Source organism: Pedobacter punctiformis (genome assembly GCF_027213715.1).
Lineage (GTDB): Bacteria > Bacteroidota > Bacteroidia > Sphingobacteriales > Sphingobacteriaceae > Pedobacter > Pedobacter punctiformis.
Window position 1 is genome coordinate 28774 of the sequence record NZ_JAPWGM010000006.1, and the last position, 26831, is coordinate 55604.

General features: G+C 36.8%; 21 protein-coding genes and 1 tRNA gene. 10 read left to right on the plus strand and 12 right to left on the minus strand.

All coding sequences use genetic code 11. The features are described 5' to 3' along the window. Nucleotides 1–15 precede the first annotated feature (15 nt). From O0955_RS15755 to dndC, 5 genes are read right to left on the minus strand one after another with little or no spacing between them, the layout of a single operon-like run. Nucleotides 16–1167, minus strand: coding sequence for a DGQHR domain-containing protein (locus tag O0955_RS15755; protein ID WP_269428521.1), 1152 nt, complete (start codon nucleotides 1165–1167; stop codon nucleotides 16–18). Between the two features lies 1 nt (nucleotide 1168). Further along, entirely contained in the window at nucleotides 1169–2635 is a 1467-nt protein-coding gene (locus tag O0955_RS15760) for a nucleotidyltransferase family protein (RefSeq protein ID WP_269428522.1), read from the minus strand. A 59-nt stretch (nucleotides 2636–2694) separates the two neighbouring features. Continuing rightward, nucleotides 2695–3090 carry a DndE family protein gene (locus O0955_RS15765; protein ID WP_269428523.1) on the minus strand — a complete coding sequence of 132 codons (396 nt, stop codon included), beginning with the start codon at nucleotides 3088–3090 and terminating at the stop codon, nucleotides 2695–2697. Nucleotides 3091–3096: 6 nt separating this feature from the next. Then, nucleotides 3097–5217 carry an AAA family ATPase gene (locus O0955_RS15770; protein ID WP_269428524.1) on the minus strand — a complete coding sequence of 707 codons (2121 nt, stop codon included), beginning with the start codon at nucleotides 5215–5217 and terminating at the stop codon, nucleotides 3097–3099. Continuing rightward, nucleotides 5211–6536, minus strand: a complete 1326-nt coding sequence (gene dndC, locus O0955_RS15775; RefSeq protein WP_269428525.1) for a DNA phosphorothioation system sulfurtransferase DndC — start codon at nucleotides 6534–6536, stop codon at nucleotides 5211–5213. The genes O0955_RS15770 and dndC overlap by 7 nt, the downstream gene beginning before the upstream one ends. Nucleotides 6537–7919: 1383 nt before the next feature. Here dndC and O0955_RS15780 point away from each other — a divergent pair. Beyond that, nucleotides 7920–9473: a recombinase family protein gene (locus tag O0955_RS15780; RefSeq protein WP_269428760.1), complete on the plus strand. Its 1554-nt coding sequence runs from the start codon at nucleotides 7920–7922 to the stop codon at nucleotides 9471–9473. Here O0955_RS15780 and O0955_RS15785 read toward each other — a convergent pair. Then, nucleotides 9430–9506, minus strand: a tRNA-Met gene (locus tag O0955_RS15785). The genes O0955_RS15780 and O0955_RS15785 overlap by 44 nt on opposite strands. Before the next feature lie 137 nt (nucleotides 9507–9643). Here O0955_RS15785 and O0955_RS15790 point away from each other — a divergent pair. The 3 genes from O0955_RS15790 (at nucleotide 9644) to O0955_RS15800 (ending at nucleotide 12830) form a co-directional block, all read left to right on the plus strand. After that, nucleotides 9644–10024, plus strand: a complete 381-nt coding sequence (locus tag O0955_RS15790) for an START-like domain-containing protein (protein ID WP_269428526.1) — start codon at nucleotides 9644–9646, stop codon at nucleotides 10022–10024. 28 nt (nucleotides 10025–10052) lie between these two features. Beyond that, on the plus strand, nucleotides 10053–11483 hold the full coding sequence (locus O0955_RS15795) for an LptF/LptG family permease (RefSeq protein ID WP_269428527.1): 1431 nt from the start codon (nucleotides 10053–10055) through the stop codon (nucleotides 11481–11483). A gap of 135 nt (nucleotides 11484–11618) precedes the next feature. Beyond that, complete coding sequence (locus O0955_RS15800) at nucleotides 11619–12830, plus strand: bifunctional 3,4-dihydroxy-2-butanone-4-phosphate synthase/GTP cyclohydrolase II (protein ID WP_269428528.1); 1212 nt, start codon at nucleotides 11619–11621, stop codon at nucleotides 12828–12830. A gap of 75 nt (nucleotides 12831–12905) precedes the next feature. Here the strand turns inward: O0955_RS15800 and O0955_RS15805 are convergent, their stop codons facing one another. Then, the gene (locus O0955_RS15805) at nucleotides 12906–17336 is read right to left on the minus strand and encodes a translocation/assembly module TamB domain-containing protein (RefSeq protein ID WP_269428529.1); all 4431 of its coding nucleotides are present in this window, start codon (nucleotides 17334–17336) and stop codon (nucleotides 12906–12908) included. A gap of 74 nt (nucleotides 17337–17410) precedes the next feature. On the opposite strand from O0955_RS15805, the gene tsaD reads away from it, so the two are divergent. Beyond that, entirely contained in the window at nucleotides 17411–18412 is a 1002-nt protein-coding gene (tsaD, locus tag O0955_RS15810) for a tRNA (adenosine(37)-N6)-threonylcarbamoyltransferase complex transferase subunit TsaD (protein ID WP_269428530.1), read from the plus strand. A gap of 38 nt (nucleotides 18413–18450) precedes the next feature. Then, nucleotides 18451–18657, plus strand: a complete 207-nt coding sequence (locus O0955_RS15815; protein ID WP_269428531.1) for a hypothetical protein — start codon at nucleotides 18451–18453, stop codon at nucleotides 18655–18657. Between the two features lie 75 nt (nucleotides 18658–18732). Here the strand turns inward: O0955_RS15815 and recA are convergent, their stop codons facing one another. The 3 genes from recA to O0955_RS15830 form a co-directional block, all read right to left on the minus strand. Then, nucleotides 18733–19746, minus strand: coding sequence for a recombinase RecA (gene recA / locus O0955_RS15820; protein WP_269428532.1), 1014 nt, complete (start codon nucleotides 19744–19746; stop codon nucleotides 18733–18735). Between the two features lie 135 nt (nucleotides 19747–19881). Then, nucleotides 19882–20547: an endonuclease III gene (gene nth, locus O0955_RS15825; RefSeq protein ID WP_269428533.1), complete on the minus strand. Its 666-nt coding sequence runs from the start codon at nucleotides 20545–20547 to the stop codon at nucleotides 19882–19884. Between the two features lie 38 nt (nucleotides 20548–20585). Continuing rightward, a complete protein-coding gene (locus tag O0955_RS15830) occupies nucleotides 20586–21545 on the minus strand; it encodes a hypothetical protein (protein WP_269428534.1) in 960 nt (319 codons plus the stop codon). A gap of 207 nt (nucleotides 21546–21752) precedes the next feature. On the opposite strand from O0955_RS15830, the gene O0955_RS15835 reads away from it, so the two are divergent. Genes O0955_RS15835 through O0955_RS15850 form a run of 4 tightly spaced genes read left to right on the plus strand, consistent with a single transcriptional unit; the run spans nucleotide 21753 to nucleotide 25153 of the window. Next, nucleotides 21753–22388 (plus strand): hypothetical protein, encoded by a 636-nt coding sequence (locus tag O0955_RS15835; RefSeq protein WP_269428535.1) that lies wholly within the window; start codon nucleotides 21753–21755, stop codon nucleotides 22386–22388. A 15-nt stretch (nucleotides 22389–22403) separates the two neighbouring features. Next, nucleotides 22404–23501: a fatty acid desaturase family protein gene (locus O0955_RS15840; protein WP_269428536.1), complete on the plus strand. Its 1098-nt coding sequence runs from the start codon at nucleotides 22404–22406 to the stop codon at nucleotides 23499–23501. Beyond that, on the plus strand, nucleotides 23491–24567 hold the full coding sequence (locus O0955_RS15845) for a fatty acid desaturase family protein (RefSeq protein ID WP_269428537.1): 1077 nt from the start codon (nucleotides 23491–23493) through the stop codon (nucleotides 24565–24567). The genes O0955_RS15840 and O0955_RS15845 overlap by 11 nt, the downstream gene beginning before the upstream one ends. A gap of 4 nt (nucleotides 24568–24571) precedes the next feature. Continuing rightward, entirely contained in the window at nucleotides 24572–25153 is a 582-nt protein-coding gene (locus O0955_RS15850; RefSeq protein ID WP_269428538.1) for a hypothetical protein, read from the plus strand. Here O0955_RS15850 and O0955_RS15855 read toward each other — a convergent pair. Beyond that, nucleotides 25150–26346, minus strand: coding sequence for an MFS transporter (locus O0955_RS15855; protein WP_269428539.1), 1197 nt, complete (start codon nucleotides 26344–26346; stop codon nucleotides 25150–25152). The two genes, O0955_RS15850 and O0955_RS15855, sit on opposite strands and share 4 nt — an antisense overlap. Before the next feature lie 238 nt (nucleotides 26347–26584). Next, nucleotides 26585–26776 (minus strand): hypothetical protein, encoded by a 192-nt coding sequence (locus tag O0955_RS15860; RefSeq protein ID WP_269428540.1) that lies wholly within the window; start codon nucleotides 26774–26776, stop codon nucleotides 26585–26587. Nucleotides 26777–26831: the final 55 nt, after the last annotated feature.

Sequence of the window (26831 nt, forward strand, 5' to 3'; positions counted from 1 at the left end):
AGTTCCCAGGATTTTCTAAATAAATAGGCTTAAACCATCTCCCTGAATATAATCTTTAATTTTTTTGAAGCCGGATTCAGAGTTGAAGCCCGAAAAAGGACCGCCGTTTTGCCAATGCTCAATGCGGACTTTGCTTCCCAGGATGATGTTCTTTAACAGATCAATGGATGCTTGGTTCATGCCTTGGTCTCTTACAACATCGCCTATCAGTGGGTTTATCGATTTGATGCCTAGACCTTTCTGGATGTAATAATTTTTATTGTAATATACCTTTACGATTTCACCCTCTTCGCTTCTCACAATATCCTCTTTAAATGCCCCAGCCCATTTTACCTTCACTAAATCGTTCCATATTGCATTTACGAAAAGACTGACTTCCTTTGCCGCTGTTGAACAATATTCTATCAGAGGCTGGCCAGCTAGTGTTTTATATTCAGGGTGGTCCAGTAAATACCGCTCGATCACTTTCTCTATTGATTCCGAAAAGATGGTAACTCCGATGATTCCCAGTGCGTTTTCAGAATGGATGTCGAATTTGATCCCATAGTGCCACACACTGTCTTTAAAATCGGTTTTGAGGTGATATGCAGTTTTTATACCGATGTGCCGGTTGATTTCGTTTAATTTAATACGGTTTTCTTTGATCTGGTAGTCAAACTTGGCAAGTTCTGCAAGATCGGTATTGATCCTTTTACTTTTTGAGTTGATATCGGTAAAGATTTCGAGTTCAATTGAACGTTTATTTTCCGGGGTAAGCAAAATCACTACACTTAAGGAAAAACTATTATATTCTTCCTCTTTTTTTGCAGCTTCCCGCAGTCCGAAGACCCTGTGCTGGCCATCAACAATCCGGAAAAGCTTTAGATCCGAGGGGATTTCGAGGGTTACATGGCCGTGCTCGTCAACTGTGAGGAACTTTTCAATAACTTCTATATCCGCTCCCAGGATGATGGAAGTTGGAAGCTTAAAGTCGATGTCCGGATTGAGCGCAGCAGACTTGATTTTATTATAATGGACAGGGTTCGGCTGCCTTTGATAGCCATCCTCGTCTACAGCATATACTTTTACTTCACTTGCAGCGTCTAAAACAGAGAATGGAAGGATTAAACTTAAATAAGATGTATCCTTCTGATTATACCTGATTACCGGAAATTTTTGTGATGCCATACTATTTAGTTAAATTTTCCAAAAAGTTTATTACTATCTCTTCAACTTTGTCATCAATCGGGTTGAGTTTATCCGAAACCTGGTCTTTGATTGCGAAAATTGCTGAATTTATGTCGATCCCTTCGCCTTCAAGACTAGTTACAAAATCAGCATGATTACCATTAAAATATAAAATGCTGAATAGATTTGCAACTTTTTGAAGAAGATCTGCTTCACCCGAGTATGTGTCCTCCAAAATTTCTTTCACCCGGTTCTGAATTGCCAATACGTCCTGATGTTTCAGGGGATTTAAGAAAATTTCAGCACTTGCACTATAATTGATGAGCGTTTTAAAATATGTATCAAAATTGAATTCGGCATCCTCAATGCTTTCTGATACAAATTCGGATAGTGTCTGAAGGTAGACGAGAAGTACCTCATCAATGTTCTGTTGCTCTACATTTGTTCCCGATAATTGCAACCAGTTCAGGTAAATGGTTTCCAGGTTCATCAGAACAAGACTGTTTGAACGTATTCCGATATACTTCTTTAAGGTCTCATCTTCCGGCTTTAAATCCAGATAGTCAAAATTTAAATCCTGTAGTTTCTGGTTACCCAATTCAAATTTAGTTTTGAAATGCCTTAGGTAACCCGATAATTCCCGGATATTGTAATTTACCCCATATTTTGCCATTAGAAGAGGGGACAGTTCATCTTCAAATGCTTTTTGTATACTTAAGTAGGCTGAATTGTTATCATATTTTCCACCTGATTCCCTTAAATCGAAAAGCAGGGCTTCTATCTTATCCAACAAAAGACCAACATTGTTCATCGTAATCTGAACAGTGTCCTTGATCGGGGAAATGCTATAATCTTTATAAAATAAAGTATGGTCCAGATCCCCCCAGGTTTCATTTATCTTGCTCTTGATTTGGAGTTCGAACCCATAAATGCCCTGAAAGCGGCCTTTGAGACGGTAAATTTCTAAGCCGTTACGCATTTTATCAGGTTGTTGTACTGTTAAATTCTCAAATTTGATATCGTTTGTTAAAAATACGTCTACACTGTTTATTAATAGATTGTGGACACTCTGACAATCCTGCTTCAGTTCAGTCACGATCCTTAATCCAATGATGTCATCCAGTTTTTGAATGGCATTGATAATATCACCCTTTTTTTCGTCAATGACATCTTCAGTTTTGGAGAGCAGGTCCAGCTGGTTAACCAGTTTGACACCGACTTCTTTCCTGATTAACTTCTCATAAAAACTCGAAGGGGCTTTTATCCTGGTTTTGATATAATAATATTTGGTATCATAAACCGAGTTTTTCTTACTCAAGTGATATTCTTGCGACTTTGAATCTAAAAGATCGGAGAAGATTTTTTTTAGTTTATCTGCAGGCGTCTGCAGGTTTTCGAAAATACTTTCGGTATATATTTTTTGTAACCTACGGTATATATTTATACTGTCGTTAATGATATTGGACATATTGGAGCGTTAAAAACATTTAAATATATGCTATTTAAGCATGGGATAAAATTAATCGTTTAATAAAAGTTGGCCAGTCCTTTTTCGATCTCGTTAATCAGGAAATCATTTCCCGATATCGTGTCTTTTTCTGTGACCTCTTTATTTATCAGCGCAAGCCCATCGTCGATGTGCATTTTTACGTATTTTGATATATCTTTATCGGCAGCGGATATTCCGTAATGTGTTGCAATCAAAGCAATGTAGATGTCGGCATAATTTCCGAACAGCACCTTGATATTGTATTCCTTTCCCTGCGCATCCCCGATTTTTTGCAGGTCCATTTTCGTATCCCTTGCCAAAGAATAACTAAAGGCCAATCTGGCAATGACATTTTCTGCCCCTAAATTAAGCTTGTTGGTAAGCTGTGTTACCAATTCCTTATTTGCTTTTGAAGTTTTAATACTGGTGAACATATCGGGTTATGCTTGATTAAACTGTGTGAACAGGTCAGCCGGCCAAAGGTCCGAAAAACTCGAGACATAGTTTTCATCCTGATTGATGAGGTAGGCTTTGCCAACTTTCGGCAACAGCATCTCGTATTCCTGCTCAGAGAGTTCCTTTTCCAAAAGTGGGAATAATACCACCTGTCCGGAAACAGACGGGTAAAATTCGGTTATGATATTTTTCGCGTGGTACTTATCGAGTTTCTGTAGCGGGCTGTCAATAAATACCGGGAACTGGATGTTGGATTCAGTGACCAACGCCTTTAATAAGGCCGTTGCATAAAGCTGTTGCTCTCCCTTGGAAAGCCCCTCTTTATTGATCAGATTTCCAGTAACGTCATATAGGTCTATATCAATCAGGTCGCCGGTTATCTGGACATCCACATAATCAACAAAGTTAGTTTTATGCATCAGGGCATTCAGCTCCTTTTTAATGTTCTTTTCCAGGGAAGCCTTTTTCTTGAGTTTTAGCTCATATATAAACGCTTCAAGCTGTTTGATCAATCGTGTCGAGGTTTCGATTTTTTGTTGATCCTGTTTTTCTACCTTGATGTGCTTTGTATATTCTGATAGCTGGCGGTTTAACGTCACCAGTTCTTTATCGTAAACACCAAGATCCACATTGATGCTGAGGATTTTTGCCGATAGGTTTTCCACGGTGGAATTTAACTCCCGGTGGGACACCCGTAACTCCTTGATTACCGGATCTCCTGATTTGATATCGGCATCCTGTACTTTTTTATTGGTGATATTGTAACTGCTCTGTAAGCGTTTTCCTTCTGCTACCAGGGTTTTAAACTGTTTCGCATAGGACTTCAGAAGATTGTTATAAACCGCATTGAAGTGATTGACCTGGACTTGGGTAAATCCGAGTATAATTGATTCGTTGGTGCTTTCTATCTTATCCAGATGGGTCCTTAAGATTAAATCAATTTCGTCCTGTTGCGCAATGGCAGATCCGCTGAAAGCATTTTTAAGCAATTCGTATTTCTCAGACAAAAGTTCGTTGACCAGATTGATATGTTGTTGACGTTCTTCCAGGGATATCTGATGGTGGACTTTTTGGATTTTATCCATCAGCATTGCAAATGGTGCAAGCTCAAGCAGCTCGGTAAAATTACTTTTGTTCCTGGCAATAGCTTCGCCCAAATTGATCTTCATTTTCCGGTAATCCTGAAGCTCTTCAACAGTCAGAGCACTTCCCAACCTGATCAGTTTTTCAAATATTTCAGACAGATCGTTCTTTTTAACGATCAACTCCTGCTCTTTTCTGTCCAGATCCTCTTTTTTAATTTCAATGAGTTGGGATAACTGGGATTTTCTTTCCTGCAGGTCCTCAATTTTCTTAATGTCTGCTTTCGCGGCTGATTTTTTGGCTACACGTAAAATTACGTTTTGCAGGCTCTGCTTTAAGTCGGTATATTTTTTGATGCCAAGAACTTCGTTATAGGCTTTGCTAAAATAGAGTTTTTCATCTGTACTCTTAACTTCCGCCAGGGCAGTGATTTTCTCCGCATCAAAGAAAAAGAATTTGGCTATTTCCTTGGGTAAAATAAAATCATTGATAAATATTTCAGATCCAATGGTTTTGGTAAGCTCATTGGTTTTTCCGTCAATCAATATTTCGAGTTCCTCGGTGTCGTTTTTTGTATTATATGATCTGTTAACCGTAACTTCATTACAGGCAAGGTGGGGAATAAAAATATTGGTCAGGGTTATGCTACCCCCAAATGTATATAACTCATTGATCTTTTCCTGGATTACACCTTGTTCCAGAACGTTTTGAGTTGCCGCCATTTGAGTGGTCAGCTCATCTAAAGCATGTCTGGACTGCTGTAGGGCAATTCTATTCATTAATTTAAAAACATAACGCTGATAGCCACCGCTCTCATGTATTTCTTTACGGTAACGCTCATCTACATCGACCATCAGCTTACCATATAAAATCCATACAAGTGCAGTTAAAAAGGATGTTTTACCAAAGCCGTTCTGTCCGGAAATTATTGTTACGTGTTTGGACGGATTGGTCGATAAGGAAAGGCTCTGCTGACCTTTATAAGCCCTGAAGTTATTCAGCTTAATCTGATCAATTAACATGCTGCCCTTTTGTTTGTATGTTTAACAATGTGGTTTTCGATATCATTTTGAATACCGTATCTATTGACTAGTATTATTTTTGCTTTTTGCAGCTCCAGCAACTCATTGATCAGTTGGAAATCATCTTCGTCTGCACAAACCTTTTTTAACAGGTCTTTTTCAAATACCTGGTCATCTGAAAATTCCTCCTTGGTCATCTGGGTCTGGTAAACCGAATTATAAATGTCCGCAACATTATGATCGAAAATAGAATCGCGGTGCCATGTTACCTGTATGGCTACGAGTTCCTGATAGTTGATCAGAATAAGGTTGGGATCTTCCTGCTGTACTTCTTTTTGTGCCTTTAAAAGCCACTCTAACATAAAAGCTCTTTTCTCAGGTAAATATGGCCCCCAGTTATTCTCATCCGCATCATCCTGATCCTGGTTCCGGCGCCAGGTTTGCCGCCAGTCACGGTTATTACGTTCATCTACCAGCATATCCCTGAACTCAACCAAGGGTTCCATCCATTCTTCTCCGTTATCTACCAATGCCTCCATTGATTTATCGCGTTTTACAACGCTGCATACCCAGCAACCAAATCTGCTTTGTCCACAGGATGGGGTCGTGGTATCGATTACCAATGGACAATCACCACCGGAAGCATTTTTATAAAGCGTGATCAAATCCCTGTGTGTTCCACCCCAGGGGGGATTGACCTGCAACAAATATGTCCATAGCTCATCTGTTTCAACGTCTTTGATTGGGGCAAAAACAAAAGCATTCGGTAGCACATGCTTGCGGAGCCGTTCACTATCTATATGGATTTTGGTGCGCTCGATACTTTTAGCGCGGTTGGAGCTTTCATCACTTCTGGTTCCCAACAGGATTATCGCTTCTCCAACTTCTGAGATTTTTGATTTGATAAACTGGGTTGTCGGGTCGATTTTCAAACGGTCAGTACACCATCTGAAAGAATTGTTCGGGGCAGGGTAGCCTTTCCCCAATAGATTAACCCAAAATGTATCTTCTAAGCGTGGACTTGTCTGTTGCACTGAAATAGGCATCCCTTCCGCTGCTGCTGCTTTTTGGATATGGTCCAAAGTCACATGAATAAATTTCGCAATTCTTGGATTTTCGACCAAAGTATCATTACACACTACGTATACATGTCGATTTCTCATCAAAGGGTCTATCTTTCGCAGGGCAAGCCATACCAGTTGCAAAAGCATGGTTGAGTCCTTCCCTCCTGAGAAACCCAATATCCATGGACGCGGGTTGTCATCGTTAAGGTACTGGTCCTGTATTTCAGACGCTAAGAACTTTAAATCTAATGCCATATCGTGAAATAGCCAAATATTCAGTGTTTAGTTACCCCAAAGATGGGGATTAATACTCCAAAATGACGCATCTGTTTGTAAGATTTTTTATTTTATCTAATAAGTACTAAATATCTTGTCGAGGGATATTTTTTGTTTTTTTGATTATTAAAATTGAAATCTAGTTATATAAGTAGGTGTACACTTAAACGCTGAGCATTGAAAGTAAACTCTTACGATAGCCCTATCGCTAACTGTCCCATTTTAGGTAATAGAATTTAATATCTCTTAAAGTTATACCTGAATTGATTATATTTCATATTAGTTGTTCTGAAGATGCTTTCCAATAAGAAGGACGTGCAAGCCAGGTAAGTCTGAGTTTTTACTACGAATTTTTGGAGACTATCTTAAAGGCTGTTTAAAAAAAAAGACTATTTAAATCAAGAACTACACTAATATATAGATCGGTGTTCTTTTAGGGTATCTGTAACCACCCGATGATAGATTGTAGCAAACTTTGTAATTGCTTTTAAAGCATAAATAAATTTATTAAATACACTTAAAGAAATCCTTCAACCACTCGGGTGTTTTGCAAGATGTATTTTTGTATACACAAAAAAATCTTGCGCCCTTGAGGTCGGGTATTTCCTCGGAACTCGGAAATACTTAAAACACTAATAAATCATCCAAAAATTCTGCAATACCTAATTGGTAATGTATTCTAAAAAATAATAATCTAGGGTTTCCTAAAGGGAGGACGTGTTTTAACACTACGAATATGCGAGATTTATATCGGTAAATAAGATATCCCTCGTGCAGAGGAAGAAAGCTGAAAATAAGAATGCTTTTATGTCACCCTATAATTATAAGGGTAGTCGTAAAAACCTTTTCAAAGGCAGAAGTTATCTAAGTTTCGAACAAAATTAGCATCATAGTAGTTAAAGATCTGACTAGGTTCTGCTATCATCCGCTTTAATTTATAATCAAGATTGGAACAAATTTATAAAACGCTTTTACAATGGCTAGCGCTCATCTGTGGCTTGTGGGCCCCACCATAGCGTACTGCTAATTTGCTTCTACCGATAAATTTTGATTTCAAAAAAATTATCCGAATCACTATTGTGAAGAAAAGGTCTAAATCCAGATTGCATAATTCCAAAGTAGTACATATGGCAAAAAAAACACGGGATCCCGAACGTAATATACAAGTGCTCATTTAACGTGTAATTAATTTTAGGTTTATCCACAGCTTATGAGACATCTTCCGATAGAGCGAATTACCCCTGAGAAATTAATGAAAATGTTAAAGAAAAAAGGTGTAAAAATGTCTATAAATCAGGCGAAGGAAATCTTGGATTTGCTATATATTTTAGCTATTTTGGAAGTAGAGCAAGTTTTAAAAAGATGATTACAGCAGATTTATACATTAGAGTAAGCACTGATGAACAGGCTGATAAGGGATATTCGCAACGCAACCAAGAGGAGGTTCTTCAGAAATATTGTTTCGCCAGAGATATCAAAGTGAGGAAAGTCGTTTTTGAGGACCATTCCGCCAAAAGCTTCGTGCGTCCCGCATGGCAGAAATTATTGGCTGATCTAAAAAAGAAGAGAGGGCAAACGGATTTGGTGCTTTTCACCAAATGGGACAGATTCAGCAGAAATGCGGGGGATGCCTATCAGATGATAAAAATATTAGGTGATCTTGGTATAGAGCCTCAGGCCATTGAGCAGCCTCTTGATATCTCCATTCCTGAAAACAAAATGATGCTGGCTTTCTATCTCGCAGCTCCCGAGGTTGAGAATGATAGAAGAGCGCTCAATACTTTTCACGGAATGAGAAGAGCAAGGAAAGAAGGGCGATGGATGGGGCCTGCTCCCATAGGTTATACTAACAAAGTAACCGAAGAGGGACGAAAGTATATTTGTCCTGTAGAGCCCCAAGCGTCAATAATGAAGTGGGTATATGACGAATTATCTACGGGTAAGTGGTTCATTGATCAGATCTGGAAGGCAGCATCGGATAAAGGGCTGAAAACAGGCAGAAAAAATTTTTGGCAGATTATTAGAAATCCCATTTACTGCGGTAGGATACCCATTGCGAAATATAAGGACGAGGAAGCCCATACAGTTATAGGGCAACATAAAGCGATAGTTTCGGAAAGAATCTTTTATAAAGCTATGGATGTTTTGAACGGCAGAAACAAACCAAAAAAGACGACTATATCTTCTCCTGATGCCCTTCCCTTGCGTGGCTTTCTGATATGTCCAAAGTGCGGCTACATGCTCTCAGGTAGTGCTTCAAAAGGTTACAGCAAGCACTATCACTATTACCATTGCTTTTCTAAATGTGGGGTGAGGTATAATGCGGACAAAGTCAATAAACTTTTTGTGGAGGAGTTAAAAAAATACACTATAGATCCACTCTTGCATGAGGCGTATGTTATGATTTTGAAGCAGGTTTATCAAGCTTTTGCAAGTGAAGATAATAATGAATTGTCAAATGTAAAAAAACAGTTGGAGGAGTTTAATAATAGAATTTCGAAAGCTAGGGACAAAATGCTCAATGATGTAATTCTTGATTTTGAGTACAGGAAAATAAAATCAGACTGTGAAAGAAATATCCTTATTCTTGAAAATAGACTCATCGATTTATCCAGGGGAAAAGAGAATATTGGTGAATTAATCGGAAAAGCGACTGGGTTGCTCAAAAACCTTCATGAAATATATATAGAGGCAGGTTCTGAAGGAAAAAGGCGATTAATTAGTTCGATCTATCCCCAAAAACTCACTTTTGACGGAACACAACATCGAACTGTTCGAATGAATGAGGCTGTACGCGTTCTAGGTACTTTAAAGGCCGTTTTTGAGGGCAAAAAAAAGGGGCAAACCAAACAAAAATTTGATTTGCCCACTATGGTAGCGGGGAGCAGGATCGAACTGCCGACCTCAGGGTTATGAATCCTGCGCTCTAACCATCTGAGCTACCCCGCCGGGTTTAAATATTTATGTTATATTACAAATATTTGTGTGGTTATTTTTTGGAGTTGCAAATATAGAATAAAATCCTTTTCTTTAGAAAAATAAAATAAAAAAAATCGTCCGGAAGATTATTCTGGTAATGAATTAACATGGCAGAAAAGAAAAAATTTACGCTAGAGTACGAGGTTAAATCGTCACCAAGAATACTGTATAGTTTTATAAGTGAGCCTAATGGCTTGTCGCAATGGTTTGCTGATGACGTTGTTTTTCGTGATCAGGTTTATACCTTTACGTGGGATGACGAACAATTAAAAGCCAAGCTGGTTTCTATAAAAGAAAACAAATTAGTGAAGTTTAAGTGGATTGATGACGAGCCACAGTGTTATTTTGAAATGGAAATTGTACAGGATGAACTCACCAACGATGTTGCCCTTTCAATTACTGATTTTTCAACAGAAGAAACACTTTCTGAGAAAAAATTAATCTGGGATAACCAAATTGATTACCTCATTAGTGTTTTAGGTGCATAATATTTAATGCTTTGTTTACCTTTGTAGGGTGAAAAAAATACATCTTCTTTTAGTTAAAGCATTTATCTGGCCATTCATTACCACCTTTTTTGTGGTTATGTTTATCCTGTTAATGTTTTTTCTATTCAAATGGGTTGATGATTTAATAGGAAAAGGCTTTGAGTGGTACACCATTTTAGAGTTAATGTATTACGCATCTGCGGCAAACGTATCTATGGCTTTGCCGCTATCTATTTTGCTTTCATCTATCATGACATTTGGCTCTCTTGGAGAAAACTATGAGCTGGTGGCCATCAAATCTGCAGGTATTTCTCTTCAAAAAGCTATGCAGCCCTTATTTGTTGTTATTATTATCCTTACCATAGGCTCTTTTCTATTTTCCAATTACATGCTGCCAAAAGCCAATTTAAAATTTGGCTCGTTGCTTTACGATGTAAGGAATAAAAAGCTTTCTTTTTTAATTAAACCAGGTGTTTTTAACAACAGCATTCCAAATTATTCTATTCGCGTAGATAAAAAGGATGATGACGGAACCCTGCATAACATTATGATCTATGATCATAAAGGAAATGGTGGTATTCCTAAAATTATAATGGCTAAGCAAGGCTTGATGGAAAAAACCAGTGATGGTAAATTCCTGGTATTAAAGCTAAAAGATGGTGTACAATACGAAGAACAAGCTAATAATAGCGGTATTTACAATCCCAGACAGATTTTTTACCGAAACAGATTTAAAGAAACCGAACCCCGCTTTGATCTTTCATCCTTTGAAATGAATCGGACCGATCCGAATGCTTTTGGCAACAGCACACCAATGCTTAACCTAAAGGGGATTGCCAGAAAACAAGATTCATTAACCAAAGTGCTGGATACTTTTAACCGGAACACGGGCATTAATATGGCCAATAACTTTAAGCAAAATAACATTGCAAAGGGCTATACTAAAATAAAAGCACCGGTTAAAAAAATCGATGACGTTATTTTAAAAACAATTCCAAACGGGTCCAGAAAACAAAGTATCGAAAATGCATTCGGCTCTGTAAGTGCCATTAACCAAAGCTTAACCAATGATGCCCCAAGAGCGAAAGACTTAACAGGAGAAATTATTTTCGCCCGGATAGAGTATCAGCGCAAGTTTACCCTTGCAGCCTCTTGTATTTTATTGTTTTTTATCGGCGCTCCGTTGGGTGCTATTATCCGCAAGGGCGGTATGGGCTTACCGGTGGTAATGGCAATTTCATTTTTCCTGGTGTACCATATTTTAACTACCGTTGCTGAGAAATCGGCTAGGGAAGGGTCATTAAATCCAATTTTTGCCATGTGGATTGCTGTAATTGTACTGTCGCCGCTGGCTGCATTTTTAACTTATAAAGCAACCGTAGATTCGGCCTTGTTTGATGTCAATTATTACAAACAATTCTTTACAAAGCTATTCAGGATAAAACAAAGACAGCCATAAGTCAGCTTCTTTTCCTTTACTTCAAAATGATATAATATTAATTTTATTGTCTAATAAGGTTGTACCTTTGTATAGCTTTATAATATTACAAGTATTGCTTAGCAAATAATAATCAAATCTTATTGCTTTATAAAAATGCAAACAAAATTAAACACCATACAAGAGGCTATAGAAGATATAAAAGCCGGTAAAGTTATTATCGTTGTGGATGATGAGGGAAGGGAAAATGAGGGCGACTTTGTAACGGCTGCAGAAAATGCAACACCCGAGATCATTAATTTTATGGCAACTTATGGGCGTGGTTTAATTTGTGCACCACTTACTGAAGAGCGTTGTGATGAATTGAATCTGAATTTGATGGTAACCAAAAATACTGCCGTACACGAAACCAATTTTACGGTTTCTGTTGATTTGGTTGGTCATGGTTGTACCACCGGTATTTCTGCCAGCGACCGTTCAAAAACTATGCTCGCCTTAGCTCATCCAAAAACCGATCCTGAAGAACTGGGAAGACCAGGCCATATTTTTCCGTTGAGAGCTAAAGATGGTGGTGTAATTCGCAGAGCAGGGCACACAGAGGCTGCTGTAGATTTAGCAAGATTAGCCGGATTTCAGCCTGCAGGGGTTTTGGTAGAAATTTTAAAAGAAGATGGCGAAATGGCCAGACTTCCTGAATTACTTAAAATTGCAGAACAACACCAGCTAAAAATCATTTCGATAGAAGATTTAATTGCTTACCGTTTGGGTATAGATAGCCTGATTAAACAGGAAGTTTCTGTGGATTTACCCACCCAATGGGGCAATTTTAAAATGACTGCTTATACACAGTTAAATAATAACGCAAATCACCTGGCTATTTCAAAAGGCGAATGGGCAGCAGACGAACCTATTCTGGTACGCGTGCACAGTTCATGCGTTACCGGTGATATTTTTGGTTCTTGCCGTTGCGATTGCGGACCTCAGCTTCATAAGTCATTAGAAATGATCGAAAAAGAAGGTAAGGGCATTGTAGTTTATATGAACCAGGAGGGCAGAGGTATTGGACTGATTAATAAATTACGTTCGTATAACTTACAGGATGCAGGTTTTGATACCGTAGAAGCGAACATTAAGCTGGGCTTTAAAGGCGATGAACGTGATTATGGTGTGGGTGCGCAGATATTAAGATCAGAGGGCGTAACTAAAATGCGTTTAATGAGCAACAACCCAACTAAAAGAGCCGGCCTTATCGGTTATGGTTTAGAAGTAGTTGAAAATATTCCAATTGAAATTGAAAGTAATGTGCACAACGAACGTTATTTGAAAACTAAGCGTGATAAAATGGGACATTCCATTATGAAAGGATAATCTTCTTAATTCAATAATAAAAAAAGGTTGGCCATGTAAATGACCAACCTTTTCTTTTTTATATCCTGTACTCAATTATCTCCTTGGGTTGTTTTTACTTTGATTAATGATAACCTCTTTGCTGATCGACTTATTAACCTTAGGTTGCTGCTGGCTTTGCTTTCTCTTCAAGTTTTTGCGGTAAGCGCCCGAAAGCTTTTGAAGAAACTCTTTAAAAGTATCAAACTGCTGCGTATAAACTAAACCTAACGATGTTACATTGGCCGTGGCACTAATTCCACTGTTTAAGAAAATGCTTTGTTGTGTAGGCGGTTTATTGGCTAATTTTCCAACTAAACTACCATCTTTCTTAATTAAAAATAAAGCCTCAACCTCGCTACCTACATTGTTTTTTGAGAAATCGATAATTGAAAAATCATTCAAACTATTCCGGTCAACAATACCAGCATTTATAATTAACCGATCATTAAAAAATTTGAATGATGCATTAGCCTCACTCAGTGATTTAACATTTAAATCAACAAAGTTTAGGTTTAACGAAGATAGCACATTGTTAAACTGATTAAATACCAGCTCCGTAGCCGTACTTTGCACCGTAGAGCCCAATTGGTTACCAATAGATTCTCCGCCGTTTCCAGGCGCAAAACTTCTTCTGATAATTAAACTGAAAGCTTGTAAATTCAAATTATTCTGATCACTCAGATAAGTTTGCAGCTCTTCTTTAATGGCTGGTTGGGATGGGAAGTTAATGTCCAGTTTAATATCTGGTTTTAATAGCAAGCCCGTTAAACCCATTTCTACTTCAGTATTTACCCGCTGATTAGCGTTACTGCTGGCATCGCGGTTGGCAGCTTTAAACAACTCGTTTAAGTTTGCCCGGAGTGCATATACAGCCTTTAAGTTAATTTGTGCTGCAGTAGGGTTTCCTGTCCACCGGATGGTACCGCCTTGTCTGATCTCGAATTTTTTATTGATGACTTCCTGGGCCGTAAAATCAAAACTTCCGGTTTCGATAATATAATCTCCTGACATTTCGAAATCCCCAAAACTGTTGATATTTAGATTAAGTTCAGCATTACCTTTACCACTTAAATTACCCAGAGTGGTAAAAATGTTGGCTGTTGTATTGGGGTCTATCGTTAATTTAAAGGTTAAGGTTAGTCCGTCAAAGCTGGTTGCCTTTTTAACGACCTTGGTCGAATCCCGGCTTATAAAATTGATAAAGTCATTATCCGATACTGTTTCAGAACTGTTTAATGGCAAATTAAAAATTGTACCCTTCTCCGTTTTGGCTTTAATATCAATTTTCATCTTGTTGGTGGGACCGGTAAATTTGAAAACACCCGTTCCGTAAGCCTTTCCGTAGTAAACCGAATTGTCTCTTGCCGTTGTATTTAAAGACAGGAAGTTTTTAGCATCCACCACTACTTTCAAGGTTGGGTTATCCAGGTTATTTAAATCTACAGTACCATTGGCAATGGCTTCGTTACCCTCTAAATCATTCAGTTTAAAGTTGTCAAGGTTAACTACACTGTTCTTCACCTCAACCTTATCGGTAATTACATAAGTGGTTTTTAAGTAATTAACCATGAGCTGGCCTTTATCCAGTGCAAGCGTACCGTTAATTTCAGGTTTGCTTAACGGGCCTTTAATTTTCAAATCTGAAGAAATATTTCCTTTAAGATTTGAAACCAGTTGTTTTACAAAAGGCTCTAAAATCGTCAGTTTACTATCATTCATCTTAACAGCCAAATCAATCTGTTTTTCCTTTAGATCAACATCACCGGTTAATTTAAAGGTCTCAGTATCATCAGCCATAATTTTGGTAAACACATTGATTTTATTCGATCCTGAGTTAAACGACGAAGTATCTGTTAAAGTTCCGATATAGATGTCGTTAAAATTAAGCGAATCAATCTTAACATCGTCATTGGCCTTCAAGCCCTTCAAAACCCCATACAAGTCGGTTTTACCGTTTACATTTCCACTTAACTTAACACCAAAGCCCTTGGTAAAAGGATTAAGCGTTCTAAGGTTGAAATCTTTAAAACCAACCTGCAATAAATCCTTTGTATCTTCTGATATTAAACCATTAATCGTTATTTGCTGGTTATTGTTTGTTAAATCAAAATTGCTGATTTCAGTTTTGCCGTTGTTAAGAACGATGCGAACTTTTTCCTGGATGCGCCATTCTTCGTTATTGACTTTTAATATAGAAGGCAAAATGCTTAGCCTCGCGGTGGTATCCTGGTTTTTTGTAAACTCCACCAATCCGTTTAAATCGAGTTGGTTGTCTTCATCCGCGTTAGACATTTTTACGTTGAAGGCCAGACTATCATTTCGCAGGGTATTGGAAATGTTTACATCCTTAATATATAAACTATCGTTTAGCCTTACACGGTCAGACGTAATGTTTAGCTGTAACTGCTGCGGTGTCGTGTTCTCATCCAGGATGATGTTATTAACCACAACGCCCCGATAGTCTAATTGTTTAATAAAACCGTTTAAAGTGGCAGTATTGTTCCTGGAATCGAAGTTGCCTATAAAGATGGCGCCTTCTTCGAGTTTTAAACCGGGCGATATAATCTGCGCTAAAGGTTCAAACTTTTTAATCTGCAGATTAAATTTAAAAATCTGATTCTTATATTTTATAATATCCGCCTTTAAAGAAGGAACATAGGTTTTAGCAATAGCTTTATAGTAAGAACCGATTGAATTTAAATCATATTCTCCGGTAATACTGGCATCTAAAATGTCAGATTTAATAGTCAGGTTACGGTTAACACCTGTTCCATTAGCCAGTAATTGTACCGAATCTACATGATAAATGCCTTTCGGATTTTCTAATCTGATTTCCTGAATTAATAAACTACCTGCAATATTATTTAAGTTAGTGCCCGAAAAGTTGGTGCTGAATTTGGCATCAACCATTAAAGAATCGCTTAATAATTTAAGCGCTTTAAGTTTAGCTTTAGTAATGGTTGCATTGAAATTAAATACCGGCAATTTTGGATTTAAATTAACGCCGCCATCAAAAACAAGCTTAACATTTTTATCATTTATGCTCAGCTTACCATCAAAATACTTTTTATTAAATGTGCCGTCAATCTTAACATTCCGGTAACGGTAATTATTAAAATCTATATAATCTACATCACCATTAATTTTTTCCGAAAGGCTTTTAAGTTCAGTTCCGCGGCCTTTAACATATAACGAAGAACTTATTCTGCCTAAACTCTTCTCATCAAGCAAATTACCAATGTTAAAATCGAATGTTTTTATGTTTCCTGTATAAGAAGGAACATCATTTTTATCGATTTTCATGTTCACATCAGAAATAAACTTACCCAATTTGGTTTTAAATTCTCCGTAGGCAATAAAATCATTTTGAAAACCGGTGAAACTACCGTTAAAGTTTATATTTCCGAATTTATTTACAATAGAAGGAATGATTTTAGATTTCTTTCCAGTAATGCCACCAATTACTTCTTCAAGATCAGCTTTATTGGTGCCGGCCATTTCAATTTTAAGATCCATAAAGGTTTCTTCCCATTTTGGAAGGCCCTTTATAATAAAATCGCCTTTGATGTAGGTAGCCTTGCCCGATTTTATGGAGAGTTTTTTAGCTTTCAGGTTATTCACCAAGCCTGTAATCTGACCATCAACATCTACATCGAGCTTCATTTTACCCATTTCAGGCGCAAAAAATGAAATATCTTTAGAGGTGATGTGACTTTCTTTAAATATGGCTTTCATCCTAACATTATCAACATAGTGGTTAAAGTCTTTAAAACTTTTAAACTGCATTTGATAATAATCTGTTAATCTGCTTTGATTGGTTTCAAGCAATAAATTTTTCAGCTCAATAGCATTCGTGTCAACCGTTGTTTCTGCCGTAAGATTTTTTAAGAAAAAGCCACTTTTTTCTCTGAAAGTTAAACCCTTAATATTTGTTTTCAGTAAGTGATCTTTGGTGTCAAGGCCCTCAAAAATCCCACTTAAACTATTTAAACTTACATCGTCAAAATTTACACTCTGTTTTAAAATAGTATCTTTAGCTGCGTAATTTTTATACTTAAAGCTAATTTTATTTAAAATAATCCTTCTGAAATCTATTTTATAAGGTTCCGGTTTCTTTTTCTTTACAGTAGGTTTACCAGAATCGAAGTAGTTAATAATGAAATCAAGATTAGATGTCTTATCTTTATAATCCTTTAGGAAAAAGCTGCCGTTATTAATTTGGACAGTGTTTACATCAATTATTCTTTTCTTTATGGAAAGCTGATTAATGTCTACAAGAAAAGCAGGCGTACTTAATAAAGTGTCTTTTTGCTGGTCCAGAACCAGTAAGTCTTCAAGTACAATAGATTTAAAAGGTTTAATGTATAAACTCTTTATAGAGATTGTAGTGTTAAGTTCTTTAGATAAATAGGCTGCAGCTTTTTGGGCAACATAAGTTTGAACAGGCTTAAACTGTAAAGAAAAAATAACAAGCGCCAGCAGCAAAATTATTGATGCGATTACCCAAAGGAGTATTTTAAATAGTTTTTTAATAATTTTGCAGCTTAAATATAAATAATTTGTCAGTCATACTTGCTATCGAGTCCTCTTGCGACGATACTTCAGTTGCTATATGTAACAACGGCAAAATTACTGCCAATGTTATTGCAAACCAAACAATTCATCAAAATTATGGTGGCGTAATCCCCGAATTAGCATCAAGGGTACATCAGCAAAATATTGTACCTGCAGTACAACAAGCATTAATTGATGCTAAAGTTACAAAACAGGACATAAATGCCGTCGCTTTTACGCGTGGTCCTGGTTTGTTAGGTTCGCTTTTAGTAGGTGTTTCTTTTGCGAAATCTTTTGCATTAGCCTTAAATATACCTTTAATTTCTGTAAACCATATGCATGCGCACATATTGGCGCATTTTATTGATGACCCTAAACCTAATTTTCCTTTTTTATGTTTAACGGTTTCTGGTGGTCATACGCAGATTGTTTTGGTTAAAGATTATTTTGACATGGAAATTGTTGGCGAAACTTTAGATGATGCAGCAGGAGAAGCTTTTGATAAAACCGCTAAAATTTTGCAACTCCCATATCCCGGCGGACCACTTATTGATAAACATGCACAAAAGGGTAATCCTTTAGCTTATAAATTTGCAGAACCTCAAATTGCAGATTTAAACTTTAGCTTTAGTGGTTTTAAAACCTCTATTCTTTACTTTATAAGAAAGCAGGAAAAAGAGAATCCAAACTTTATTGCCGAAAATTTAAATGATATTTGCGCTTCAGTTCAGCATAGTATTATTCAGATTTTGATGAAAAAGCTAAAGAAGGCTGCTGTTGAGTATAACATTAAAGAAATTGCTATTGCTGGCGGAGTATCGGCAAATTCGGGTTTGCGTAATACCTTGCAAAATATGGCTGTTGAGTTGGATTGGAAAGTTTACATTCCGGCTTTTCAATATTGCACAGATAATGCAGGGATGATTGCAATAGCCGGGTACCAGAAGTTTTTAAAACAGGACTTTGTAGGGCAGGAGGTATCACCTATGGCGAGAATGGAATTTTAACTGAACAATTGTAAATAGAATATAGATTTTTAAATGATATGACTGGAGCATCGCTAATATTTTGGATCGTTTGTGCAATTCCTTTAATGGGCACATTGTACTGGATGGTTAGAAAAGATAAAAATAAATTGAGTGGAAGTTGGGGGGTAATTATTTTAGGTGCTTTGCTAATTGCAGCAATCCTGGTTATCGTTTATGTAACGAAAGATTTTAATGCCATTTTTAGTCAGGACGCATCAAAATAGATTTGTTTGCTGATCATAAAAAAAGCCCTGCTTAAATTTTTTAAGCAGGGCTTTTTATTAAAATATTAGCTAAGCTTATTTCTCTGCTAATTTATCTCCGGTTACTTCTGCTTTAATTTTAACTTCTAATTCCTCAGCCAATTCGGGGTTGTCTGACAATAATTGTTTAACGGCATCTCTTCCCTGACCTAATTTTGTATCCCCATAAGAATACCATGATCCTGCTTTTTTAATGATGCCAAAATCAACACCTAAATCTACAATTTCTCCGTTTTTAGAAATTCCTTCTCCAAACATTACATCAAATTCAGCAATGCGGAAAGGTGGAGCAACTTTGTTTTTAACGATTTTAACTTTTACACGGTTACCTGAAACTTCGTCTGAATCTTTAATTTGCGAAATACGACGGATATCTAAACGTACAGAAGCATAAAACTTTAACGCATTACCACCTGTAGTCGTTTCCGGGTTACCAAACATTACACCAATTTTATCACGCAACTGGTTAATAAAAATACAGCAACATCCGGTTTTAGAAATCGTTCCGGTTAATTTACGCAATGCCTGACTCATTAAGCGGGCATGTAAGCCCATTTTACTGTCACCCATTTCACCTTCAATCTCACTTTTAGGAACCAAAGCAGCAACAGAGTCAATAACAATTACATCAATAGCACCAGAGCGGATTAAGTTATCCGCAATTTCTAAAGCTTGTTCACCATTATCTGGTTGAGAGATTAACAGGTTATCGGTATCAACGCCAAGTTTTTTAGCATAGAACTGATCAAAGGCATGCTCTGCATCTATAAAAGCTGCGATACCCCCTTTTTTCTGTGCTTCGGCAATAATATGGGTAGCCAAAGTTGTTTTACCCGAAGATTCCGGACCATAAATTTCAATAACCCGTCCTTTTGGAATGCCACCAATGCCTAAGGCAATATCTAAACTGATAGATCCTGTAGAAATAAAATCTATGGGTTCAATTGCGGTATCGCCCAGCTTCATGATGGTACCTTTACCGTATGATTTTTCTAATTTATCTAAGGTTAGTTGTAGGGCTTTTAATTTATCTGGATTTGCGCTGCTCATGTTTTATCTGTCTGATTACGTGTAATACTATTATTTAATCGGCAATAAGCCTTATCATTTTAAATTTAAATACTAAAATATTTAGCTAAGTTAATTGTTTTTTAGCTAATGTCAATAGTAAGTGTAAAATATTTTTTAAGCTTTTAATTTGTCTCTTTCATTTTGTGCGGTTAACCTTTCAAAATACCTGCACATATAGGTAATTTCGCATACCTCACATTTTGGTTTCCTGGCCAGGCACACATAGCGGCCATGTAAAATTAGCCAGTGGTGGGCAATATGAATATCCTGTTCCGGTAAATTTTTAACCAAATCTTTTTCAACTGCCAGAGGAGTTTTACCATTTGTTAAACCTAAGCGATTGGCTACCCTGAATACATGCGTATCTACAGCCATTGCAGGCGCATTGTAAATTACAGAGGCAATTACATTAGCTGTTTTTCTGCCCACACCCGGCATTTTTTGTAAATCATCTACATCAGCAGGAACCACATTGTTGAACTCATTTAGAAGGATGTTGGCCATACCCACTAAATGTTTTGCTTTATTATTTGGATAGCTAATGCTTTTAATATAATCAAATACAATATCTGGCGTAACCTCCGCCATTGCTTTGGCATTTGGAAAGCGTTGAAATAAGGCAGGTGTAACCATATTTACGCGTTTATCGGTGCATTGGGCAGATAAAATAACGGCAACCAAAAGCTGATAAGGATTGTTGTAATGCAATTCTGTTTCTGCATCAGGTTGTTTGACAGAAAAATGGTCTACAAAAAGTTTGTAGCGTTCTTTTTTAAGCATATTGCAAATATAAGTAATAGATTGTTTCCGAATTTTAATTAGCCATTGTTTATTTCTCTAATCAGGTTGTCGCATTCTGCGAAAGCATTATAGAGGTATTTATTCCGGTGTTTTTCGCCCTGGCCACTAAACGAAACCGATTTCATAATTAATCCCTGCATCCAGTGTTTGGTTTGTTTGCAATAGGCCTGGTCTTCCGTTCTTAAATAATTAAAAGTATTAAATCTATTGTAGCAGGCCATGCGGTCTTTAAAATCAACTAAGTAAGAGATGCTTCCCAAAACATCGCAATTGTACCAGTTGAAAGTATGGTTAGGGTCGATGGTTTTTTTACTGCTAATGGCATACATATTCATGTCGGTAAGGCAATATCTTACCTGCTCTACAATTTTTATAGCCAGTTCGGTATCGGTAAGATGCCCGGCTTCAAATGCATACCTGATCTGTTCCAGTGTGCCTGTTACGGTATCTTTAGACCATATTTCGGTACTAGGTATTTCTAAATAAGTGGCATGCAGCTCTTGCGAAATTTTAATAATTTCATCAGACAGGAATGAAGAATTAAACGGCATTTCCAGGTTATTGGCACTGTTTGACCAAAAGAACAGTTTAAAACTGGTGAGTTCGGGATATTTGAAAAAATGAAATATGGGTATATCGTCTGTGGTAATGGTGATGTGTTTTTTGTTGCTGTTTTTGATGGCTTTGATATTATCCAGTAAGTTTCGGAGGTAACCAATCATGTCTAAATCTTCATTTACACTTAAATAGCTAAAGGTAACCGATAACGATTGTTTCGGGCTATATAAAAATGGAACATCGAAACAATCAGATAATTTGATGATTTGCTGGAAAGTGAGATTGCTGTCGCCCCTGATTTTCTTATAGGCCTCATTGGTGCTTATTCCTAATTCTTCGGCTACACTTAATGCCAGGTTTTGGTAATCGGGTAAAGCTGACTTAATGGCCTGAAAAAATAATGCTTGTTGATTATCCATAAAGATTAATTTATAAGTGAAGTATCGTTAATTTTAATAATCAAAAGGATTGTTTTGAGGCTTTAATTTAATAATTATAATTTGTATTAACCTTATTAGATGAAATATTTCTTTTAAGGATGTATTTTATATATGATATAATCTTTAAGATTAATTCAGGAGAGTTGAGTGTTTTAGATTTGACCAACGAATTTAAAACTCAATCAAATGAATACTTCAAACTCAATTAAGCCCCGTGCCAATGGTGTAAGGCCAAATCAAAAAACGATCAGCTTTAAACTTGCCATTTTTATTCTTGGTCTGTTTCTTTCTGGTTGCGCTTCTTTTTCTGATCGGACCATCAATCAGTATAAAGTTAAGTTATCCGAAGAGAATGTATCCAGGCTTTCCGGAACTTACCGGTTATTTCCAGATTTAATCTACACAAAAAGAGGGGATGCCGAAATACTTGGTTACCAACGTAAAACTGAACAGTTTCACCGGCACATCAGTAAAAATAAAATCGATTTTAGCCCTTCAGACAATCTCTCTGTAGATGTTAAGGTTTTAGAAAATAATCAGATCAGTTTTCTTTTTAAAAAAGATAATTTTCTTCTGGATAGCGTAACGTTATCAGCCAAACTACAATCAAGAGGATTGCTGTTATTGGGCAATAAGTATGTGAAATTTCATGGTGTTCCCTATATCCTGGGCGGTTCGGAAAGTGCAAAAACCAGAATTGGTTTAGCAAGTGATGGGGGGCTTATCCTTAATCATGCACATGATAGGTCAGGTGCACTTTTGTTGTTTATTGCTGCAGGCAGATCTTCTGATTATGCATATCACTTTAAAAGGATTAAGTAAACTAAAAATATAGACATGAAAAAATTAAGATTTATAAAAGATGAAGGCTCGGATTTTTATAAGGAGTTAAATGAACAGGTGGAGTTATATTTCACAATAAATGAGTTGAAGAAAACCGGAAACTATACGATGTATTTCAAGATTTTTTTCTATTTCGGGCTTGATATTTTGTTCTACACCTTAATGATTAATAGCAACTCGGTTGCCCCATTCTTTGCATACTACCTTTTGATGGGTTTGTCTGTTTTACTTACTGCTTTTAATATTTCTCATGATGCCGCTCATGGTGTTGCCGTTAAAAGCAAATTCTGGAACCGGATTTTGTTTTCATTGAGTTTTAACCTGCAGGGGAATAATGCATATGTTTGGGGTAAAAATCATAACGAATCGCACCACCTGTATACCAATATTGAAGGGAGCGATATTGATGTGCTGAATAATCCACTTTTTAGAATGACGGAGAGTCAGGCATTAAAGTGGTATCATCAATATCAATTTATCTATGCGCCCTTTCTTTACCTGTTTTACTCCATTAACTGGTTCTTTTTTAGAGAGGCATTGATGCTTTTCAGGTTTTCGAGCAGAACAATTGAGATCAGCATACCACGAAAGGAAATGATCAAATTGGTGTTTTATAAACTCCTTTATATAGGATATATGATCATTTTACCGGTTTTTTTATTGCCATTTGGTTTGCCAACGGTATTAGTGGCTTTTTTTCTTAATCATTTTATCATCTCCATTTTATTTGTTTCGGTACTTGGTGTTGCGCACCTTTCTGACTTTGTTGCACATCCAACGCCCGATGAAAACAATAAACTGAATATGAGCTGGCCCAAGCTGCAAATGCTCACTTCTATAGACTACAATGCCGAAAGTAAATTTTTGAACTGGACATTGGGTGGCTTTAACGCCCACGCAGTGCATCATTTACTGCCGAATATTTGCCATGTGCATTACCTTAAAATTATTCCAATTTTTAAACATTTGGCTAAAAAGCATAAACTCATTTATATGGAAATGTCCTATCTGGAATCTTTGGCTTCGCATTTCAGGTTTCTCAAAATGATGGGAAACAGTAAACAAATTAAAGTTAGAAATTATGAAAGATAAGCACATTCATGTTCCGGCAGACAGCCAACTGCTTAAGGAAATTTACAGACGGGTGGCAAGTGGAATTGTTATAGAAAAGCCGGCTTTTACCCGAATGATTACCCTTAAATTTGTGTTCTATTTTTCGCTTAGCATTTTTGCTTACACGGGTTTGTTTCAAATCAACAATCCGATGCTGTTTGTGCTATGCTTTATTGCCTACGGACTTATTTCGTTACTATTTGCATTTAACTTTTCGCACGATTTTTCTCACAACACCATTTTCAAGCGTAAAAAATTAAACCATATCGCTTTCGTAATCATTTATACTATTGTAGGGGCACATGCCGAGGCCTGGAAACTTCGTCACATTAATTCTCATCATTATGCGCCTAATGTGGAAGATTATGATTCAGATCTTAAAATATCAAAACTAATCCGGGTAATCCCCGATAGTAAATGTTATTGGTTTCACCGCTATCAACACTTTTATGCCCCGCTTGCCTATACTACATATTCATTGTTTTGGATATTTATTAAGGATTTTGTAATTCTTTTCTCTAAAGATGAATACCGTCAAAAAAAGGGTTTTAAGTATCACTTATCGTTTTGGGTTCAAAAAATTGCTTATGTAAGCTTAGTGGTGATTTTGCCCTTACTGCTTGCACAACAAACATGGACAATTGTTTTAACCGGTTTTTTGATGATGCATTTAATTCAGTCCCTATTTCTGCTGTTTACTTTTTTTATGACCCACCACGTAGAGCAAACAGAATACCCAAAAACGGATAACGAAGGTTACATTAAAACTTCCTGGTTAATGAACCAAATTAAAAGTTCCAATGATATGCATCCTTTTAGTAAGCTTGCAAATTTTATTTTAGGAGGCTTTAATAATCACATTGCACATCACTTATTTCCACATTACCATCATATTTTTTACCCTCAAATCAGTAAGATATTGTATAAGGTATTGCTGGAAAATAACATTAAGCCTAATGTTACAACCTACTTTGGTGGTGTCGTTTCGCACCTGAAACTTCTGAAGAAAATGGGAGAAAGTTCAAAAAACTCAACTAAAATTTAGCACAATGAAATATTTAATCACCTGTTTTTTAATGCTGATCTTATCAAAAGGATTTGCACAGCAAGATACACTTCACAAAAACCATAAAATTTATTTTGCATTGGGCTTTGGTGCTGGCGTTGGAACTGAAAGAGGAACTTATAGTGACAGTTATCTGTCTGTACAGCACAAAACAAACTATATTGCAGTTAAGGCTTCAGAAATGGTAGCCATACGGCTTTTTAGTGATGAACCAACACCAAGTATATCAGATGTTTCTGTACTGGTTGGCAAAAGTTATACTTTTAACCGCTACCTGAATGTGCAGTTTGGAACCGGGATTGCCTTTACCAGGCAAATATCGCGGGGTGCATTTTTATACAATACCTGCCATTCAATGTTTTGTATATTCGATCATGATGTTTACGAAACCGTTGACAGACGTTCAATAGGCTTGCCTTTAGAAATAAAATCTAATTTTATGCTGGGCAGAATTGCAGCGTTTTCAGTAGGGCTAAATGCAAATTTTAATAAACTTAATACCTTTTGCGGCATTTCTGCTGGTTTTAGTTTTGGACGTTTAAGAGACCGGATTCGTAAATATTAATGCAGGGCAATGCATTCCTCTTTTATTACCGTTTCTTCCGCTGCTGCTTTAGCAGAGTTGTTCTTAATTAACCAAAAAGCAAAAAATGCCCCAATTAAAGCCATTGCCGCACCAACATAGGCAGGAGAGGTGTAATCAAAACCATAAACCAGCGGTAAACCTCCAAAAAATGCGCCTAGTGCATTACCAATATTAAAACTGGCCTGACTGGCAGAGGCTGCAAGCATTTCTGAACCTTTTGCCGATTGGATCATTAACATTTGTATAGGCGCAGCCAATGAAAATGCAATTGCTCCGGTAACAAACGTCATCACTAAAGCTAAAGTTTGATTAAAGGATACAAAATGTACAATAACTAAAGTAACAACCATGGCGATCAACAAAAACGCCGATGCCTTTGCAGGCGAAAATCGGTCTGCCAAAATTCCACCAACAAAATTTCCAGCCATCATGCCCAAACCCGCAAGCATTAATATATAGGTTACATTTTCTGCTGAAAAACCTGCAACATCTGTCATAAGTGGCGAAATATAACTGTACCAGGTAAATAAGCCACCCGTGCCGATAGAAATCATAAAGACAATAATCCAGGCGTCGCGTTTTTTAAAGAAATTGAGTTCCGATTTTAAATCCCTGTTTTTAGTTGCTGCTAAGGCCGGTAACCACAATCTAAGACTTAATAAAGTAACGAGCCCAACTAAAACGACAACCGCAAATGAAATTCTCCACGAAAAATTATGTCCTATGTAAGTGCCAAGTGGTACACCTAAAATATTGGCAATGGTTAAGCCTGCAAACATTAGCGAAACAGCCTGAGCCGATTTGCCTTTTTCGGCAATGCGGCTGGCCACCACTGAACCGACCCCAAAAAATGCACCATGAGGTAATCCGGATAATAACCGGGCAATAAATAAGGTATTAAAGGTAGGAGCGAAGGCCGAAAAAGCATTAAATACGGTAAACATAACCATCAGCGCCAGCAAGATTTTTTTAGGCGGGTATTTACCGGCAATCATAATTAATAACGGCGCACCAATAACTACGCCCAAAGCGTAGGCTGAAATTAAATGTCCGGCCTGAGGGATGGTAACTTTAAGATCTTTTGCTATATCCGGAAGTAAACCCATCATTACAAATTCTGTTATACCAATACTGAGACCACCCAGGGTTAGTGGAAGTAATTTTTTGTTCATGCCTTAGTGTTTAAATTACACTATGCAAAGGTAAGGCTTTTCCCAAAAGAGAATTGTAATCGTTGCGACATTTTGAGAGGAGATGTGTGTCAATCTTGATGACATTGCATCAAAAGGAAATACAAATCCAGGCCTTCATTAATAGGAAGGTCAAATATTTAGAAAATAAAAGGGAAATGCTATAAAGACAAAAAAAGCTGCACCAATATCAGGGCAACTTTTTTTGCTCGTGTAAATTTTACTTATTTCTGCTGTAAGTTAAAATCCTGTTGATGGTTTCATCCTGAGGATTTTTAACCAACCCATCTAACTTATTTTTGATTTGATCATAAAACAAGTCGATTTCGGCATCAGATTCATTATCAGTAGTAAGCTGAAACATGTTTTGAGGTAAATTTACATTTTGTTTTGATGTAGAGGTTTTTGTCATAAGCAACTAAATGTGATAAGTTTTATAAACTTAACGATAGTTACTTAGCTTTATT

Coding starts and splice junctions, on each gene's coding strand:
- O0955_RS15755 (WP_269428521.1), bottom strand. CDS start 1,167: ATGGCATCACAAAAATTTCCGGTAATCAGGTATAATCAGAAGGATACA.
- O0955_RS15760 (WP_269428522.1), bottom strand. CDS start 2,635: ATGTCCAATATCATTAACGACAGTATAAATATATACCGTAGGTTACAA.
- O0955_RS15765 (WP_269428523.1), bottom strand. CDS start 3,090: ATGTTCACCAGTATTAAAACTTCAAAAGCAAATAAGGAATTGGTAACA.
- O0955_RS15770 (WP_269428524.1), bottom strand. CDS start 5,217: ATGTTAATTGATCAGATTAAGCTGAATAACTTCAGGGCTTATAAAGGT.
- dndC (WP_269428525.1), bottom strand. CDS start 6,536: ATGGCATTAGATTTAAAGTTCTTAGCGTCTGAAATACAGGACCAGTAC.
- O0955_RS15780 (WP_269428760.1), top strand. CDS start 7,920: ATGATTACAGCAGATTTATACATTAGAGTAAGCACTGATGAACAGGCT.
- O0955_RS15790 (WP_269428526.1), top strand. CDS start 9,644: ATGGCAGAAAAGAAAAAATTTACGCTAGAGTACGAGGTTAAATCGTCA.
- O0955_RS15800 (WP_269428528.1), top strand. CDS start 11,619: ATGCAAACAAAATTAAACACCATACAAGAGGCTATAGAAGATATAAAA.
- O0955_RS15815 (WP_269428531.1), top strand. CDS start 18,451: ATGACTGGAGCATCGCTAATATTTTGGATCGTTTGTGCAATTCCTTTA.
- recA (WP_269428532.1), bottom strand. CDS start 19,746: ATGAGCAGCGCAAATCCAGATAAATTAAAAGCCCTACAACTAACCTTA.
- nth (WP_269428533.1), bottom strand. CDS start 20,547: ATGCTTAAAAAAGAACGCTACAAACTTTTTGTAGACCATTTTTCTGTC.
- O0955_RS15830 (WP_269428534.1), bottom strand. CDS start 21,545: ATGGATAATCAACAAGCATTATTTTTTCAGGCCATTAAGTCAGCTTTA.
- O0955_RS15835 (WP_269428535.1), top strand. CDS start 21,753: ATGAATACTTCAAACTCAATTAAGCCCCGTGCCAATGGTGTAAGGCCA.
- O0955_RS15840 (WP_269428536.1), top strand. CDS start 22,404: ATGAAAAAATTAAGATTTATAAAAGATGAAGGCTCGGATTTTTATAAG.
- O0955_RS15845 (WP_269428537.1), top strand. CDS start 23,491: ATGAAAGATAAGCACATTCATGTTCCGGCAGACAGCCAACTGCTTAAG.
- O0955_RS15850 (WP_269428538.1), top strand. CDS start 24,572: ATGAAATATTTAATCACCTGTTTTTTAATGCTGATCTTATCAAAAGGA.
- O0955_RS15855 (WP_269428539.1), bottom strand. CDS start 26,346: ATGAACAAAAAATTACTTCCACTAACCCTGGGTGGTCTCAGTATTGGT.
- O0955_RS15860 (WP_269428540.1), bottom strand. CDS start 26,776: ATGACAAAAACCTCTACATCAAAACAAAATGTAAATTTACCTCAAAAC.